Below are 15,839 nucleotides of genomic sequence, written 5' to 3' on the forward strand. Positions count from 1 at the left end.
CACAACAAAAGACAGAAAGGTGAGAGGGGGTGACGCGACATGGCCCAGCGCGAATGGGTCGAAAAGGACTTCTACAAGGAGCTGGGCGTCTCCTCTGACGCCAGTCCCGAAGAAATCAAACGCGCGTACCGCAAGCTCGCGCGCGACCTGCACCCGGACGCCAATCCCGACAACCCCGCCGCCGGCGAGCGATTCAAGGCGGTCTCCGAGGCGCACAACGTGTTGTCGGACCCGGCCAAGCGCAAGGAGTACGACGAAACCCGCCGCCTGTTCGCGGGCGGCGGTTTTGGCGGGCGCCGGTTCGACGCCGGAGGTTTCGGCGGGTTCGGTGCCGGCGGTGACGGCGCCGAGTTCAACCTCAACGATCTGTTCGACGCCGCCGGGCGAAGCGGCGGCGCCAACATCGGGGACCTGTTCGGCGGCCTGTTCGGGCGCGGTGCCTCTGCCCGTCCCAGCCGGCCGCGGCGCGGCAACGACCTGGAGACCGAGACGCAGCTGGATTTCGTCGAGGCCGCCAAGGGTGTGGCAATGCCGTTGCGGCTGACCAGCCCGGCGCCGTGCACGAACTGCCACGGCAGCGGCGCGCGGCCGGGCACCAGCCCGAAGGTGTGCCCCACCTGCAACGGCTCCGGCGTGATCAGCCGCAACCAGGGCGCGTTCGGATTCTCCGAGCCGTGCACCGATTGCCGGGGCAGCGGCTCGATCATCGAGCACCCGTGTGAGGAGTGCAAGGGCACCGGGGTCACCACGCGCACCCGCACCATCAACGTGCGGATCCCACCGGGTGTCGAGGACGGGCAGCGCATCCGGCTGCCCGGCCAGGGCGAGGCCGGGCTGCGGGGCGCCCCGTCGGGCGACCTGTACGTGACCGTGCACGTGCGGCCGGACCAGGTGTTTGGCCGCGACGGCGACGACCTCACCGTGACCGTCCCAGTCAGCTTCACCGAATTGGCCTTGGGCTCAACGATTTCGGTGCCCACGCTGGACGGCAAGGTCGGCGTCCGGGTGCCCAAGGGCACCTCCGACGGCCGCATCCTGCGGGTGCGCGGGCGGGGTGTCCCCAAGCGCAGCGGCGGCAACGGGGACTTGCTGGTCACCGTCAAGGTCGCCGTGCCGCCCAACGTGGACGGCGCCGCGGCCGAGGCGCTGGAGGCGTACGCGGCCGCGGAGCGGGCCAGCGGGTTCGACCCGCGCGCGGGATGGGCGGGCAATCGCTGATGGCCAAGAATTCACGGGAAGAGTCCCGGACGTTCCTGATCTCGGTGGCCGCCGAGCTGGCCGGCATGCACGCCCAGACCCTGCGCACCTACGATCGCCTCGGCCTGGTCAGCCCGCGCCGCACATCCGGTGGGGGACGGCGCTATTCGGAGCACGACGTAGACCTGCTGCGCGAGGTGCAGCGGCTGTCGCAGGACGAGGGCGTCAACCTCGCCGGCATCAAACGCATCATCGAGCTGACCAACCAGGTGGAGGCGCTGCAGGCGCGGGTCAAGGAACTGACCGACGAGTTGGCGCAGGTGCGCGCCGGGCAGCGCCGCGATCTGGCGGTAATGCCCAAGAGCACCGCCGTGGTGGTGTGGCAGCCGCGCCGAACGCGCGGCTGATCACACCCGGATCGAGAACTGCGCGACGGCCGGTTCGCCCGGCCGTGCGCAGCGGTAGCCGCCGCGGCGCAGCGCGTCGGTCGGTGCGGTCATCGGCTCGAAGCACACGATTTCTTTTTCGGGGCCTTCGCCCCTCGGGGCGAAGATCTGCGTCGCCGGATACCCCCGCTCGAAGCGCACCTCCACCCGTCGGCCGCCGCCCGAGACCGCGAACACCGCGCCGTCGGGCACCTGGTCGTAGGCATCGTCGAAAGCCTTGTCCCCCAACGCCTCGTCGCGCGCCGGCGCTGGTTTGGACGCTCCGGTCGGCAGGCCCCGGTCGTCGAGGGCCAGCTGCCGCAGCGGTGGCGTGTGAATGACCCACTCGCCGCGGGGCACGCCCGGCAGGCGCAGATAGGGATGAAAGCCGAAGCACAGCGGGACCGCCAGGTCGCCCGTGGCGGTCACCGTGGTGCGCACCGTCAGCGTCCGGTCGGCCAGCCGCACCGCCACCGTCAGCACGTGCGGGTAGGGGAAGCTGGCGAGCAATCGCGGATCGTCGGCGAAATCGAGCTCGGCAGTCAGCCCGTCGACCGACTCGGCGGTCACCCGCCAGCCCGGGTGGCCCGCCAGCACACCGTGGATCGGCAACCCGTTGGGGTCGGCGCGGACGCCGTTTTCGCCCGGCGTCAGCGTCGCCGTCACGCCCTCCGCGGTGTAGGTGTTGGCGCCCAACCGGTTTGCCCAGGGATACAGGATCGGTATCCCCATCGTCTTGCCCGCCTTCACATAGGCGTCCAGCCCGCGCCGTTGCCCGAGCAGCTCCACGCCGGCATCGCTCAGCGAGGTGCCGACCATGCCCGCCTCGGGCACGAATTCCGCGGCCACCGACGATGTCGGGTCGCGCAGGGTGACGACACGCATGCCTACCTCCACTCAACTCGATAGCGGGTCGTGCTGAATGCTTTCCGGCGGAGCGCCTTTGGCGATCAGGGCGGCCTTGGTGGCCCGCACCATGGCCGGGCCCCCGCAGATCAGGATCTGCCGGTCGCCCCACCCACCGTATTTGGTCACCACGTCGGGGAGCCGGCCGGTCTGGCGCACGTGCAGGCCGCGCGGCGGCGTGACGTCGGGATAGTCGGCGGCCCACGCCGGGTCGGCGCTGTACTCGGAGACCGGCGAGACCGACAGCCACGGATTGTGGGAGGCCACCTGCCACAGGGTCGGCAGGTCGTAGAGCTCGCAGCGATAGCGCGCGCCGAAGAACAGGTGCACCCGCGGATTCACCGCATACCGGCACAGGTCCATGATGAGCGCGCGCAGGGGGGCCAAGCCGGTGCTGCCGGCGACCATCAGCACGTCGCCGCCCTGCCGGTCGACCCGCAGGCCGCCGTGCGGGCTGGACAGCCGCCACCGGTCGCCCGGCCGCGTCTCGTTGACGATGGCGGTGCTGACCAAGCCGCCGGGCACCACGCGGACGTGGAACTCGATGCCGCCGCCCGGATCCGCCGGGATGGCGGGCGAGAGGTAGCGCCAGCGGCGCGGGCATTGCGGGACGTGCACATTCACGTATTGGCCGGCGTGGTAGTCCAGCGGCCGGTCGAGCTGCAGCCGGACCACCGCGAGGTCGCGGGAGACCCGCATGTGCTCGATCACCGTGCCGTCCCACCAGGCCGGCCCCTCGTCGGCCTCCGCGGCGCCGCGCATCACCCCGGTGATCAGGTTCAGCGACTGCTGGGCCGCGCCGTCGACGGCGTCGGTCCAGGCGTCGCCGAGCTGTGCCCGCAGCGTTGACAACAACGCGCGGCGCAACGTGTCGTAATGCGCCGGCAGCACACCGTATTTGCGGTGGTCCCGGCCGAGCTGGGCGAGAAAGGCCACCGGCTCCTGGGCGCGCTGGTCGACGAGTTCGCCGTACACCCAGTGCAGGGCGTGCGCGAAAGCGGCGCGCTGCCCGCCCATTTCGGGCGGAAAGAGGTCGCGGACCGAGACGTCGAGGCCGAACCAGTGGGTGTAGAACCGGCGGACGAGTTCATCGCCGGATCCCGAGTCGTCCCGCGCGAAGGCGTCGCGCAGCACCCGCAACGCATCGGTGTCCTCGAGCCCCACGGGGCCCGATTCTAGGCTCGCCGCGCGCCGGCAATCCCGATCAGCACGGCCGCGGCGGCCACCCAGCAGCACAGCACGAGGCCGGCGGTCGTCGCCCCGGCGCCGGAGAAATACGCCGTCGAACGCAACAGGGTGGCATTGGCCCCCTGCGGCAGCAGCTGACCCAGCGCGCCCCACCCGGACGGCAGCATCTCCGGGGCGCTCATCAGGCCGGACAGCGGGTTGCCCAGCAGCATGGCCACCGCCACCGCACCACTCAGGCCGGCCCGGCCGAACAGCGAGCCCAGGGCCAGGGTCGGCAGCGCCATCGCCAGGGTGCCCAGCGTGAGTCCGGCGGCCACGCCCCAGAAATTCTGGTCGACCGAGCCCAGCACGTAACGCAGCAGCACGGCGATGGTCACCGCAACGCTGACCGAAAAAGCCGTCACCACAGCGCAATTCAGCCAGGGCCGGCGCGGAAATGCCAGCAGCAGCACGATGGCGGGCAGGATCCCGGCCAGGGTGATCGGCAGCGCGGAGGCGGCCAGGCCGGCGCCGCGCGGATCGTCGGCGGGCAACGGCGCCAGGTCTTCGGTGCGCAACGGCGCGCCGGTGCGTTGGGCGACGCGGTCGCCGATCTGCGTCAGCAGTTGGGCGACGGTCGGGCTCGCCCCGGACGCGAGCAGCAGGGTGGGGCCGTTGGGGGTGACCACCAGGCCGCCGTAGCCGTCGCGGTTGCGGATCGCCGAGCGCAGCGCGGCCTCGTCGGGGTAGGTGGTCACGGCGAAGCCGCCCGGGGCGACCGTGTCGAGCTGGCTGCTGATCAGCCCGGTCACCAGGCCCGGTCCCACCACGCCGATCGGGATGTGGTGCGGCTTGGAGCGTGCCGCCGGCAGCGCGAAGGCGATGCAGATGACGGCGATCGCCACGGTCATCGCCGCGACGAGGCCCGTCGCGCGGAACAGGGGCAGCGCCGGGCGGGGGCGTGCGGGCCGGCCGTGCTGGGGGAGCGACTGCGTGATCATGCGCGACACCTTTTTCATCAGTGGATGAAATATGACGCTCGCGAGCGTATCCGCGCCGCGCAGTATTTTCAACAAACAATGAAATGCTACCGTCGTCGTATGCCGTCACCTGCCGCTTCCCCCGCACGCAAGCGCCGGGGCCGCCGCCAGGGTGAGCCCGTGTCGAAGGACGTGGTGCTCCGCGCGGCCAAGCAGCGGTTCGCCGCCCAGGGCTACGAGAAGACGACGCTGCGTCACATCGCCGACGACGCCCACGTGGACGCGGCGATGGTGATCTATTTGTTCGGGTCCAAGGCCGAGCTCTTTCGCGAGTCGATGCGGCTGATCGTGGACGGTGGCGTGCTGGCCGCCGCGATGACCGCAGGCTCGCTCGAGGACATCGGCGTCCGGTTGGTGCGGGCCTACCTGCAGATCTGGGAGGAGCCGGAGACCGGCCCGACCATGGTGGCCATGCTGCACTCGGCCATGCTGCACTCCGACGCGTACGAGGCGTTCCGCGACTTCATGCGCGGTTACGTGATGGCCGCCATCGCCGGCGTCCTGGGCGAGGGGCCCGACACCGCGCTGCGGGCGAACCTGGCCGGCACCAATTTGGTCGGCACCGCGTTGTTTCGCTATGTGATGCGGGTCGGCCCGCTGGCCGAACTCGGCACCGAGGAGGTGGTCCGGCTGATCGCGCCCAGCGTGCAGCGGTACCTGACCGCGGGCGCCGACGAACTCGGCCTGCCCGCCGCCTATCGCGCCTGACCGGCTCAGCCCTGCCCGACGGTGTTGGCCGTACCGGCGTTGACGACGTTCGGTGAGCCCCAGTGGTAGGTGATCGCGTTGCCGGTCCCGGACGTGCTCACCGCGTCCGTGCTGTCGACCGCCACCCGGTTGCCGTGTCCGGAGACGCTCAGGCTGGTGCAGTGGCCGGTGACGGTGACGGTGTTCGTCTGGCCGCTGACCGACAGGTAGCCGCCGTGGCAGCCGATGGTCTTGGTCGTGCCGGTCCCGTTGACCTGCAACGTGCCCGACTCCGGGACGGCCGCCGAGGGGCCTCCGCCGGCGAGATCGGTGCGGGTTCCGGCCGCGGCGAGTCCCGCCAGCGCCAGCGCGCCGACCACCACCGTGGCCAGCCTGAAGGCGCCGGGAACCCGGCGCGCGCCGGCCCCGTCCTGGTGCGGCTCCCTCTGTGTCATCGCTTCGGGGGTACCCCGTGCGCCACGCCGGGCAAAACTCGTTAGAGTTGAGCGGAACACACTCAACCTTGACGGCGTTGAACATCGCGACAAGCATTTGGTACTACTCGAACGGAGGCGTCGTGGACTCTTTCAACCCGACAACCAAGACGCAAGCGGCGCTGACCTCGGCGCTCCAGGCGGCCTCGGCCGCCGGTAATCCCGAGATCCGGCCCTCGCATCTGCTGATGGCCCTGCTGACGCAGGCCGACGGGATCGCGGGACCGCTGCTGGAGGCTGTCGGCGTCCAGCCCGCGACCATTCGCACCGAGGCGGAGCGCCTCGTCGAGCGGCTGCCCCAGGCCAGCGGCGCCAGCTCGCAACCGCAGCTGTCGCGCGAATCGCTGGCCGCCATCACCACCGCCCAGCAACTGGCCACCGAGATGGACGACGAGTACGTCTCGACCGAGCACCTGCTGGTCGGCCTGGCCACCGGCGATTCCGACGTCGCCAAGCTGCTGACCGGCCACGGCGCGTCGCCGCAGGCCCTGCGCGACGGCTTCGTCAAGGTGCGCGGCAGCGCCCGGGTCACCAGCCCCGAGCCGGAGGCCACCTACCAGGCGCTGGAGAAGTACTCCACCGACCTGACCGCCCGCGCCCGCGAGGGCAAGCTCGACCCGGTCATCGGGCGGGACAACGAGATCCGGCGGGTCGTGCAGGTGTTGAGCCGCCGCACCAAGAACAACCCGGTGCTGATCGGCGAGCCCGGCGTCGGCAAGACCGCGATCGTCGAGGGCCTGGCCCAGCGCATCGTGGCCGGTGACGTGCCGGAGAGCCTGCGCGACAAGACCGTCATCAGCCTGGACCTCGGCTCGATGGTGGCCGGCGCCAAGTACCGCGGCGAGTTCGAGGAGCGGCTGAAGGCCGTCCTCGACGACATCAAGAACTCCGCCGGCCAGATCATCACGTTCATCGACGAGCTGCACACCATCGTCGGCGCGGGCGCGACCGGCGAGGGCGCGATGGACGCCGGCAACATGATCAAGCCGATGCTGGCCCGCGGCGAGCTGCGGCTGGTCGGCGCCACCACGCTCGACGAGTACCGCAAGTACATCGAGAAGGACGCCGCCCTGGAGCGGCGCTTCCAGCAGGTGCTGGTCGGCGAGCCGTCGGTGGAGGACACCGTCGGCATCCTGCGCGGCCTGAAGGACCGCTACGAGGTGCACCACGGCGTGCGCATCACCGACTCCGCGTTGGTCGCCGCGGCGACGCTGTCCGACCGCTACATCACCGCCCGCTTCCTGCCGGACAAGGCCATCGACCTGGTCGACGAGGCCGCCAGCCGGCTGAAGATGGAGATCGACTCCCGGCCCGTCGAGATCGACGAGGTCGAGCGCCTGGTGCGCCGCCTCGAGATCGAGGAGATGGCGCTGGCCAAGGAGGAGGACGAGGCGTCCAAGGAGCGGCTGGAGAAGCTGCGCTCCGAGCTGGCCGACCAGAAGGAGAAGCTGGCCGAGCTGACCACCCGCTGGCAGAACGAGAAGAGCGCGATCGACGTGGTCCGCGACCTCAAGGAGCAACTGGAGGCGTTGCGCGGGGAGTCCGAGCGCGCCGAGCGCGACGGCGACCTGGCCAAGGCCGCCGAGCTGCGCTACGGCCGCATCCCCGAGGTGGAGAAGAAGCTCGACGCCGCGCTGCCGCACGCGGAGGCGCGCGAGAACGTGATGCTCAAGGAGGAGGTCGGACCCGACGACATCGCCGAGGTGGTGTCGGCGTGGACCGGCATCCCCGCCGGGCGGATGCTCGAGGGCGAGACCGCCAAGCTGCTGCGCATGGAGGACGAGCTGGGCAAGCGCGTGATCGGCCAGCGCAAGGCGGTGACGGCGGTGTCCGACGCGGTGCGCCGCAGCCGGGCCGGCGTCGCCGACCCCAACCGGCCGACCGGGTCGTTCATGTTCCTGGGGCCCACCGGTGTGGGTAAGACCGAGCTGGCCAAGGCGCTGGCGGAGTTCCTGTTCGACGACGAGCGCGCGATGGTGCGCATCGACATGAGCGAGTACGGCGAGAAGCACTCGGTCGCCCGCCTGGTCGGTGCGCCCCCGGGCTACATCGGCTACGACCAGGGCGGTCAGCTGACCGAGGCGGTGCGGCGGCGCCCGTACACAGTGATCCTCTTCGACGAGATCGAGAAGGCGCACCCGGACGTGTTCGACGTGCTGCTGCAGGTGCTCGACGAGGGCCGGCTCACCGACGGGCAGGGCCGCACGGTCGACTTCCGCAACACCATCCTGATCCTGACGTCCAACCTCGGGTCGGGCGGCAGCGAGGAGCAGGTGATGGCCGCGGTGCGCTCGGCGTTCAAGCCCGAGTTCATCAACCGGCTCGACGACGTGATCATCTTCCACGGCCTCGAACCCGGTGAGCTGGTGCAGATCGTCGACATCCAGCTGGCCCAGCTGCAGAAGCGGCTGGCGCAGCGCCGCCTCACGCTGGAGGTGTCGCTCGCGGCCAAGCAGTGGCTGGCGCAGCGCGGGTTCGACCCCGTGTACGGCGCGCGGCCGTTGCGCCGGCTGGTGCAGCAGGCCATCGGCGACCAGCTGGCCAAGCAGCTGCTGGCCGGCGACGTGCACGACGGCGACACCGTCCCGGTGAACGTCAGCCCGGACGGCGACTCGCTGATCCTGGGCTAGGGGTGAGCGCGGCCCGAGTGTGAATGCCGGGCTTTGAGTGTGAGCGCGGGGCGGGAAAATCGCGAAAGTCCCGCCGCCGGCTCACACTCGAGGCCGTCAGCGCACACGGCCCGCGGGGGACCGGGCCTCAGCGGCACCCGATTCGTCCTGTAATTGGGTTGTGACCAGCCGGACTTCTTTATTCCGGCGCAATTGCAGATACCCTGTGTGGGATGGTCCCCCTTTGGTTCACGCTCTCCGCGCTGTGCTTCGTCGGCGCGGGCGTGTTGCTGTACGTCGACCTCGATCGACGCCGCGGCCGCAGCAGGCGCCGCAGGTCGTGGGCGCGCTCGCACGGATTCGACTACGAGCGTGAATCGGCCGACATCCTCAAGCGCTGGAAGCGCGGGGTGATCTCGACGGTGGGCGACATCGCCGCCGAGAACGTCGTGCTGGGTCAGATCCGCGGCGAGGCGGTGTACATCTTCGACCTCGAGGAGGTCGCCACCGTGATCGCGCTGCACCGCAAGGTGGGCACCAACGTGGTGGTGGACCTGCGGCTCAAGGGGCTGAAAGAGCCTCGGGAAAGCGACATCTGGCTACTGGGTGCGATCGGCCCGCGGATGGTGTACTCCACCAACCTGGACGCGGCCCGCCGGGCCTGCGACCGCCGCATGGTCACCTTCGCGCACACCGCGCCGGACTGCGCCGAGATCATGTGGAACGAGCAGAACTGGACGCTGGTCGCCCTGCCCATCACCAGCACCCGCACCCAGTGGGACGAGGGGTTGCGCACCGTGCGGCAGTTCAACGACCTGTTGCGGGTGCTGCCGCCGCTGCCGGAGGAGACCCAGCAGGAGGCGGGCGCGCCCGCGGGCCTGCGCAACGCGTCGCCCAGCCGACCGCTGGCCCCCGCGGGCCGCGCGGAGTTGCCGCCCCGGCGCGCGCAGCAGGACGTCGGGGGGCTGCTCGGAGATGCGTCCGCTCGCCGACCGGCCGAGCCGATCCGCCGGGAACAGCGCGGTCCGGACGCCGTTCGCCGTCCGCCGCCGGCCGGGCGCAACGGCCACCAGGCCACCAACTATCAGCGCTGACGGCGCGCCGGGCGCCGGGTCGGCGGCGCCGCCGCCGTCATTAGGATGTCGCTCATGCCTCGTCCCGTCGCCCTGATCACCGGCCCCACGTCCGGGATCGGCGCCGGCTACGCGCGACGTTTCGCCTCCGACGGCTATGACCTGGTCTTGGTCGCCCGCGACGCTGACCGGTTGACGCGACTGGCGGGTGAACTGGAAGGCCGGGCCGGCAACGTCGAGGTGCTGCCGGCCGACCTGGCCGATGCCGCCGGTCGCTACAAGGTCTGCGAACGCCTGGCGCGGGGAGTCCGGGTGCTGGTGAACAACGCGGGCTTCGGCACCTCCGGCGACTTCTGGGCCACCGACCCCGCGCTGCTGCAGTCTCAGCTGGACGTCAACGTCACCGCGGTCATGCACCTCACCCGGGCCGCCCTGCCGGCCATGCTCGAGGCCGGCGCAGGCACCGTCGTCAACATCGCCAGCGTCGCCGGGCTGGTGCCAGGGCGCGGATCGACGTATTCGGCGTCCAAGGCGTGGGTGATCTCGTTCAGCGAGGGCCTGGCCGTCGGCCTGCAGGGCACCGGCGTGGGCGTGCACGCCGTGTGTCCGGGCTACGTGCACACCGAATTTCACGCCCGGGCCGGGATCGACATGGCCAAGTCGCCGTCGTTCATGTGGCTCGAGGTGGACGACGTGGTGAACCAGAGCCTGGCCGACATCGCCCGGGGCAAGGTGATCAGCATCCCGGGCCTGCAATACAAGGCGATCATCGCCGCCGAGCGGATGATTCCGCGGACCCTGATGCGGGCGGTCACCAAGCGGATCGGCGGTGGCCGTGGCCGGACCTGAGTCGCCTCTATCCGCGCGTGAAGAGCTGGCCGAGCTGGTGCGCCGGCTGTCGGTCGTGCACGGCCGCGTCACGCTGTCGTCGGGCAAGGAGGCCGACTACTACGTCGACCTGCGCCGCGCCACCCTGCACCACCGGGCGTCGGCCTTGATCGGCAGGCTGATGCGCGAACTCACCGCCGACTGGGACTACGCGGTGGTCGGCGGGCTGACCCTGGGCGCCGACCCGGTGGCCACCGCCGTCATGCACGCGCCGGGCCGCCCGATCGACGCGTTCGTCGTGCGAAAGTCCGCGAAAACCCATGGGCTGCAACGCCTTATCGAGGGCTCCGAGGTTGCCGGCAAGCGGGTGCTGGTGGTCGAGGACACCAGCACCACGGGCAACTCGGCGCTGACGGCGGTGCGCGCCGTGCGCGAGGCCGGCGGGCAGGTGGTCGGCGTGGCCACGGTCGTCGACCGCGCCACCGGCGCCGCCGAGGCCATCGAGGCCGAGGGGCTGCCGTACCGCAGCGTGCTGGGCCTCGCCGACCTGGGGCTGGGCTAGTTGCATTGCCGCGCAATCCTTCTCGCGGTAGCGGCCTGCGCGCTGGCCTGCCTGACGGGATGCACGGGCTCGAGTCACCCGGTGCGCCCCTACGGCGCGCAGGGCGCGTGGCTCGGGGAATCGCTTGCCCTGCTGGGCTGGAACATGTCGGTGTCGAACCTGCGCTGGGCCGACGACTACGTGCTCATCGACGTCGACGCGTCCGCCGCGGACCCGCACGCGCCGCACACCAAGCCCGAGGACATCCGCTTCGGGCTCTACGGGGCGCTGTCGCACCCGATCGAGGCCACCGGGCTGGGCAGCTGCGACCGCCCGACGGCCAAGCCGCCCGACGTGCACTCGCCGCTGTCGGCTTCCGGAGACCGGCTCGCCGGGACGGTTTGCCTTGGGCCGCTGAAGGATCGGAGCCAGGTCCGCGGCGTGTACGGCTACTCGCCGCGCGACCGGATCCCGAACACGTCCGCGGCCTACCCGGCCGCCTTCCCGGTGGGGCTGATGCCCACCAACGCCAACGACACCGGCCTGGCGGTGAAGACCACCAGCCTGTCGGCCTGGCGGGCCGACGGCGCCCCGATGACCAAGGCGCAGCTCGGCGATCCCGCGGCGTTCAACGGGACCGGCTACATGCTGCTGGGCCTGGAAGCCGACGGGCTCGCGGCGCGGTATCGCGACGACTCGGCCCAACGCGGCGGCCCGCTGATGCTGCTGGCGTCGCCGACCCTGCCCGGCGCCGGGCTGAACCCGGCCTGCGCGGCGTACGGGTCGTCGGTGCTGATCCTGCCCGACGCCTCGCTGGACGCCGTGCACGTCAGCGCGTCGCTGTGCACCCAGGGCGAGATCAACGAGGCGCTGCTTTACGCGACGGTGGCGGTCGACGGCACCCATGCCGGCGTGTGGACGCCGCGATGACCGGTCCGGGGCCGACCGAGTGGGCCGCACCGGCCGGCGGGGTGGGGCCCTGGGCGGGCGAGCCGCCCGACGACCCACGGTATGACCCGGTCCTGTTGCGCGAGGGCGATACTCGCAACGTCGTCGACGCCTACCGGTACTGGACGCGGGAGGCGATCATCGCCGACATCGACCGGCGCCGGCACCCGCTGCACGTGGCGATCGAGAACTTCGGACACGACGCCAACATCGGCTCGGTGGTGCGCACCGCCAACGCCTTCGCCGTGCACACCGTGCACATCGTGGGCCGGCGGCGCTGGAATCGCCGGGGCGCCATGGTGACCGACCGTTATCAGCGGCTGTGCCACCACGACAGCACCGCCGAGCTGCTGGGCTTCGCGGCCCGCGCCGGGCTGGCGGTGGTGGCGGTGGACAATGTCCCGGGGGCGACGCGGCTCGAGGAGACCGCCCTGCCGCGGGAGTGCCTGCTGGTGTTCGGGCAGGAGGGTCCGGGCATCACCGACGACCTGCGGGCGGGCGCGGCGATGACGGTGTCGATCGCCCAGTTCGGCTCGACCCGCAGCATCAACGCCGGCGTGGCCGCCGGGATCGCGATGCACGCCTGGATTCGCCGGCACGCCAACCTGACCCAGGCCTGGTAGCGCGCCACCGCGCGTGCGCTGAGGGCTTTCAGTGTGCGCCCAGGGCGGGATTTCGGCCGGTTTCCCGCCCTGCATGCACGCCCGAAGCCCACGATTCACGCTCGAGACGGGCCGCGTTCCGGGACCATGCGCGCGCTCAGGAATTTGATATCGCGGGCGATATCAAGTTCGCGGGCCACATGCCGTTCGGAAACTGGTGCTGCCGTGACGGGTGGGGTGAAAACCGTTCAGCTCCACAGCGTCACGTGCACCTTCGGGCGAAATCGGGTCACGCCCACGCCGGATCCGCGGATCATCGCCTGCGTGCATCGCGGGGTGGTGATGAAGCGGACCAACTCGGAGACGGCCGGCTGACGGGCCGAGGGCGCCAGCGTCGCCGCGCACCACTCGCCCGACCGGTCCAGCCCGGGACCGTGCACATGCGCCAGCCGTCCGGCGGCCAGGTCCTTGGCAACCGCGAAGCCGATGGTCAACGTGACCCCGCCGACCCGCTGCACCTCCTCGAGGGCGGCCGCGTCGCTCTGAAAAATTCGCTGCTGCGACTCCGGAATCGCCAAGTCGCGCAACATGGTTGCGATCTCGCCGTCCACTCCGCCCGCCGACGGGCCCAGCATCCACTGTTGCTGACGCAGCAAAGCCGGCGTCGGAACGCCAACGGCCAGCGGGCTTTTGGGCGTCGCGACGGCGATGATCTGATACTTCAGGAACGGCCGCACGAACAGCGCGTCGTCCGCGCCGATCGAACTCTCGCTGGCCGGGCCGATCGCGATGTCCACGGCGCGCGAGCAGATCAGGTCGCGAAACCGGCTCGTCGGATGCACGCTCAACTCGACCGACAGGTCGTCGGCCCGCGACGAGAAGAGCTCGATCAGCCCGGGCGCGGCGTGTTCGGCGAACGCCGTGGACGCCGCGATCCGCAGCAACCGGCGTCCGTGGGCGGCCTCGGTGACTTCGATGGCGGTTTGCTGTTGCAGACCCAGGATTTCGACCGCGCGGCTGGCCAGCCGCAGCCCCCCGGGGGTGAACGCCAACCCGGCGCCGGTCCGGGTGAACAACGGGTCGTCGAGCTCCTTGCGCAGCGCCGTTACGAGCATCGAGACGCCGGCGTCGGAAACACCCAGCTCCGCGGCGGCCGCCCGCACCGAGCCGAGGCGAACCACCGCCGAAAAGGCCCGAAGTTGAGCCGGGGTCATGGAGTCAGCCTAATTTAAAAGGGTGCGTGACGTGCTTGCCCAGCTGATGTCGATCTGGCGCGCCGGCGACACCGCGGGGCTTGCGACGGTGGTGCGCACCTTCCGGTCCGCGCCACGCCCGCCGGGGGCCGCGATGGTGGTGGCGCCGGACGGCTCGGTCAGCGGGTCGGTGTCGGGCGGCTGCGTGGAAGGCGCGGTCTACGACCTCGCCGCCGAGGCGGCGAAAACCGGCGCGCCGCGGCTGGAACGCTACGGCGTCAGCGACGACGACGCGTTCGCGGTCGGCCTGACGTGCGGCGGCGTCATCGACGTGTTCGTCGAGCCGGTTTCGCGCGCGTCGTTTCCCGACCTCGGCGCGGTGGCCGACGACATCGCCGAGCGCCGCGCGGTGGCGACCGCGACCGTCATCGCCCACCCCGACCCGGCCCGGGTCGGCCGGCGGGTCGTGATCCGGCCCGACGGGATGGCGGGGTCGCTGGGCTCGGCGCGCGCCGACGCCGCGGTCGCCGACGACGCGCGCGGCCTGCTCGCGCTCGGCCGCAGCGAGGTGCTCGAGTACGGGCCCGACGGGCAGCGGCTCGGCGACGGCATGGAGGTCTTCGTGTCCAGCCATGCGCCGCCGCCGCGGATGCTGGTGTTCGGGGCGATCGACTTCGCCACGGCGCTGGCGCGCCAGGGCTCGTTCCTCGGCTACCGCGTCACCGTGTGCGACGCCCGCCCGGTGTTCGCCACGCGGGCGCGCTTTCCGACGGCCGACGACGTCGTCGTCGACTGGCCGCACCGCTATCTCGCCGCCCAGGCCGAGGCCGGTGCCATCGACCGCCACACGGTGATCTGCGTGCTCACGCACGACCCCAAGTTCGACGTGCCGGTGCTCGAGGTGGCGCTGCGCCTGCCCGAGGTCGGTTACGTGGGGGCGATGGGGTCGCGGCGCACCCACGACGACCGCCTGGCCCGGCTCAAGGCCGCCGGCCTGTCAGACGCCGAGCTGAGCCGGCTGTCCAGCCCGATCGGGCTGGATCTCGGCGCGCGCACCCCGGAGGAGACCGCGGTTTCGATCGCCGCCGACATCATCGCCCGGCGCTGGGGCGGCGGGGGCAGGCCCCTGGCCCAGATCATCGGGCGGATCCACCACGACGCCGAGGTGGAGGGCGGCTTCCCGGCGAGTTCAGGGATTGCTTAACTCGCTATTGACGCCCCTGTCAGGGCGGCTGACACTGTGGCGCATGCAAGTACCCGGGCCCTTCGAATACGAACGCGCGACCAGCGTCGACCACGCCATCGGACTGCTGGACCGGTTGGGGGAGGGGGCGCGGATCGTCGCCGGCGGGCACAGCCTGCTGCCGATGATGAAACTGCGCATCGCCAACCCCGAATACCTGGTGGACATCAACGATCTCGCGCTCGAGCTCGGATACGTGATCACCGATCCGACGCTGGTGCGCATCGGCGCGATGACGCGGCACCGGGAGATCCTGGAGTCCGACGCCCTGGCGGCCGTGTGCCCGATCTTCCGGGACGCCGAGCGGGTGATCGCCGACCCGGTGGTGCGCAACCGCGGCACCCTCGGCGGTTCGCTGTGCCAGGCGGACCCGGCCGAGGACCTGTCGACCGTGTGCACGGTGCTGGACGCGGTATGCCTGGCGCGGGGGCCGTCCGGTGAACGCGAGATCGCGATCGACGAGTTCCTTGCCGGCCCGTACGAGACCACGCTGGCCCCCAACGAGATGCTCATCGAGGTCCGGATCCCGCTGCGGCACAACAGCTCCAGCGCGTATGCCAAGGTGGAGCGCCGGGTGGGTGACTGGGCGGTCGCGGCCGCGGGGGCGGCCATCACCCTGGACGGCGACCAGATCGCCGCCGCGCGGGTCGACCTGACGGCGGTGAATTCCGATCCCGGCGGCCTGGCCGAGCTGTCGGCCGCGTTGGTCGGCCAGCCGGCCACCGAGAGCGTCTTCGCCGACGCGGGCCGGCGCGCCGCGCAGGCCTGCGACCCGGTCACCGATGTCCGCGGCAGCGCCGAATACAAGCGCCACCTGGCCTCCGAGTTGACCATCCGCACGTTGCGCACCGCCGCCGAGCGGGTCCGCGAACAAGGGGGTAACTAG

16 protein-coding genes are annotated in these 15,839 nt (G+C 71.4%); 11 read left to right on the forward strand and 5 right to left on the reverse strand.

The genetic code is table 11. From position 1 onward, the window contains the following. The first annotated feature begins 39 nt into the window (after positions 1–39). Positions 40–1,218, forward strand: coding sequence for a molecular chaperone DnaJ (gene dnaJ, locus G6N51_RS21355; RefSeq protein WP_083173354.1), 1,179 nt, complete (start codon positions 40–42; stop codon positions 1,216–1,218). Next, the gene (locus G6N51_RS21360) at positions 1,218–1,604 is read left to right on the forward strand and encodes a heat shock protein transcriptional repressor HspR (RefSeq protein WP_083173371.1); all 387 of its coding nucleotides are present in this window, start codon (positions 1,218–1,220) and stop codon (positions 1,602–1,604) included. Before dnaJ ends, G6N51_RS21360 begins: the two co-directional genes overlap by 1 nt. On the opposite strand, the gene G6N51_RS21365 is transcribed toward G6N51_RS21360, so the two are convergent. From G6N51_RS21365 to G6N51_RS21375, 3 genes are read right to left on the reverse strand one after another with little or no spacing between them, the layout of a single operon-like run. After that, entirely contained in the window at positions 1,605–2,507 is a 903-nt protein-coding gene (locus G6N51_RS21365) for an aldose 1-epimerase (RefSeq protein WP_083173353.1), read from the reverse strand. 12 nt (positions 2,508–2,519) lie between these two features. Then, positions 2,520–3,692 (reverse strand): FAD-binding oxidoreductase, encoded by a 1,173-nt coding sequence (locus G6N51_RS21370; RefSeq protein ID WP_083173352.1) that lies wholly within the window; start codon positions 3,690–3,692, stop codon positions 2,520–2,522. Between the two features lie 11 nt (positions 3,693–3,703). Then, positions 3,704–4,696, reverse strand: a complete 993-nt coding sequence (locus G6N51_RS21375; protein ID WP_083173370.1) for an ABC transporter permease — start codon at positions 4,694–4,696, stop codon at positions 3,704–3,706. A 99-nt stretch (positions 4,697–4,795) separates the two neighbouring features. On the opposite strand from G6N51_RS21375, the gene G6N51_RS21380 reads away from it, so the two are divergent. After that, positions 4,796–5,443, forward strand: a complete 648-nt coding sequence (locus G6N51_RS21380; RefSeq protein WP_083173351.1) for a TetR/AcrR family transcriptional regulator — start codon at positions 4,796–4,798, stop codon at positions 5,441–5,443. Between the two features lie 5 nt (positions 5,444–5,448). On the opposite strand, the gene G6N51_RS21385 is transcribed toward G6N51_RS21380, so the two are convergent. After that, a complete protein-coding gene (locus tag G6N51_RS21385) occupies positions 5,449–5,877 on the reverse strand; it encodes a DUF3060 domain-containing protein (protein ID WP_083173350.1) in 429 nt (142 codons plus the stop codon). Between the two features lie 122 nt (positions 5,878–5,999). Between G6N51_RS21385 and clpB the strand changes: the two genes are divergently transcribed. From clpB to G6N51_RS21415, 6 genes are all read left to right on the forward strand, one after another. Next, positions 6,000–8,546, forward strand: coding sequence for an ATP-dependent chaperone ClpB (gene clpB / locus G6N51_RS21390; RefSeq protein WP_083173369.1), 2,547 nt, complete (start codon positions 6,000–6,002; stop codon positions 8,544–8,546). Positions 8,547–8,758: 212 nt separating this feature from the next. Beyond that, complete coding sequence (gene ttfA / locus G6N51_RS21395) at positions 8,759–9,619, forward strand: trehalose monomycolate transport factor TtfA (protein WP_083173349.1); 861 nt, start codon at positions 8,759–8,761, stop codon at positions 9,617–9,619. A gap of 54 nt (positions 9,620–9,673) precedes the next feature. Then, positions 9,674–10,447 (forward strand): SDR family NAD(P)-dependent oxidoreductase, encoded by a 774-nt coding sequence (locus G6N51_RS21400; RefSeq protein WP_083173368.1) that lies wholly within the window; start codon positions 9,674–9,676, stop codon positions 10,445–10,447. After that, positions 10,428–10,988 carry an orotate phosphoribosyltransferase gene (gene pyrE / locus G6N51_RS21405; protein ID WP_372510293.1) on the forward strand — a complete coding sequence of 187 codons (561 nt, stop codon included), beginning with the start codon at positions 10,428–10,430 and terminating at the stop codon, positions 10,986–10,988. The genes G6N51_RS21400 and pyrE overlap by 20 nt, the downstream gene beginning before the upstream one ends. A gap of 15 nt (positions 10,989–11,003) precedes the next feature. Continuing rightward, on the forward strand, positions 11,004–11,897 hold the full coding sequence (locus G6N51_RS21410) for a hypothetical protein (RefSeq protein WP_174814412.1): 894 nt from the start codon (positions 11,004–11,006) through the stop codon (positions 11,895–11,897). Then, a complete protein-coding gene (locus G6N51_RS21415) occupies positions 11,894–12,538 on the forward strand; it encodes a TrmH family RNA methyltransferase (RefSeq protein ID WP_083173366.1) in 645 nt (214 codons plus the stop codon). The genes G6N51_RS21410 and G6N51_RS21415 overlap by 4 nt, the downstream gene beginning before the upstream one ends. Before the next feature lie 227 nt (positions 12,539–12,765). On the opposite strand, the gene G6N51_RS21420 is transcribed toward G6N51_RS21415, so the two are convergent. Next, positions 12,766–13,731 (reverse strand): LysR family transcriptional regulator, encoded by a 966-nt coding sequence (locus G6N51_RS21420; protein ID WP_083173347.1) that lies wholly within the window; start codon positions 13,729–13,731, stop codon positions 12,766–12,768. Between the two features lie 22 nt (positions 13,732–13,753). Here G6N51_RS21420 and G6N51_RS21425 point away from each other — a divergent pair, with 22 nt between their 5' ends. Continuing rightward, positions 13,754–14,914 carry an XdhC family protein gene (locus G6N51_RS21425; protein ID WP_083173346.1) on the forward strand — a complete coding sequence of 387 codons (1,161 nt, stop codon included), beginning with the start codon at positions 13,754–13,756 and terminating at the stop codon, positions 14,912–14,914. 43 nt (positions 14,915–14,957) lie between these two features. Next, a complete protein-coding gene (locus G6N51_RS21430) occupies positions 14,958–15,839 on the forward strand; it encodes an FAD binding domain-containing protein (protein ID WP_083173345.1) in 882 nt (293 codons plus the stop codon).

The organism is Mycobacterium paraseoulense (assembly GCF_010731655.1).
GTDB classification, from domain to species: Bacteria; Actinomycetota; Actinomycetes; order Mycobacteriales; family Mycobacteriaceae; genus Mycobacterium; species Mycobacterium paraseoulense.

Excerpts from the sequence above, each read along its gene's own strand:
- dnaJ (WP_083173354.1), top strand. The coding sequence starts at position 40 with ATGGCCCAGCGCGAATGGGTCGAAAAGGACTTCTACAAGGAGCTGGGC.
- G6N51_RS21360 (WP_083173371.1), top strand. The coding sequence starts at position 1,218 with ATGGCCAAGAATTCACGGGAAGAGTCCCGGACGTTCCTGATCTCGGTG.
- G6N51_RS21365 (WP_083173353.1), bottom strand. The coding sequence starts at position 2,507 with ATGCGTGTCGTCACCCTGCGCGACCCGACATCGTCGGTGGCCGCGGAA.
- G6N51_RS21375 (WP_083173370.1), bottom strand. The coding sequence starts at position 4,696 with ATGATCACGCAGTCGCTCCCCCAGCACGGCCGGCCCGCACGCCCCCGC.
- G6N51_RS21380 (WP_083173351.1), top strand. The coding sequence starts at position 4,796 with ATGCCGTCACCTGCCGCTTCCCCCGCACGCAAGCGCCGGGGCCGCCGC.
- G6N51_RS21385 (WP_083173350.1), bottom strand. The coding sequence starts at position 5,877 with ATGACACAGAGGGAGCCGCACCAGGACGGGGCCGGCGCGCGCCGGGTT.
- ttfA (WP_083173349.1), top strand. The coding sequence starts at position 8,759 with ATGGTCCCCCTTTGGTTCACGCTCTCCGCGCTGTGCTTCGTCGGCGCG.
- G6N51_RS21400 (WP_083173368.1), top strand. The coding sequence starts at position 9,674 with ATGCCTCGTCCCGTCGCCCTGATCACCGGCCCCACGTCCGGGATCGGC.
- G6N51_RS21415 (WP_083173366.1), top strand. The coding sequence starts at position 11,894 with ATGACCGGTCCGGGGCCGACCGAGTGGGCCGCACCGGCCGGCGGGGTG.
- G6N51_RS21420 (WP_083173347.1), bottom strand. The coding sequence starts at position 13,731 with ATGACCCCGGCTCAACTTCGGGCCTTTTCGGCGGTGGTTCGCCTCGGC.
- G6N51_RS21430 (WP_083173345.1), top strand. The coding sequence starts at position 14,958 with ATGCAAGTACCCGGGCCCTTCGAATACGAACGCGCGACCAGCGTCGAC.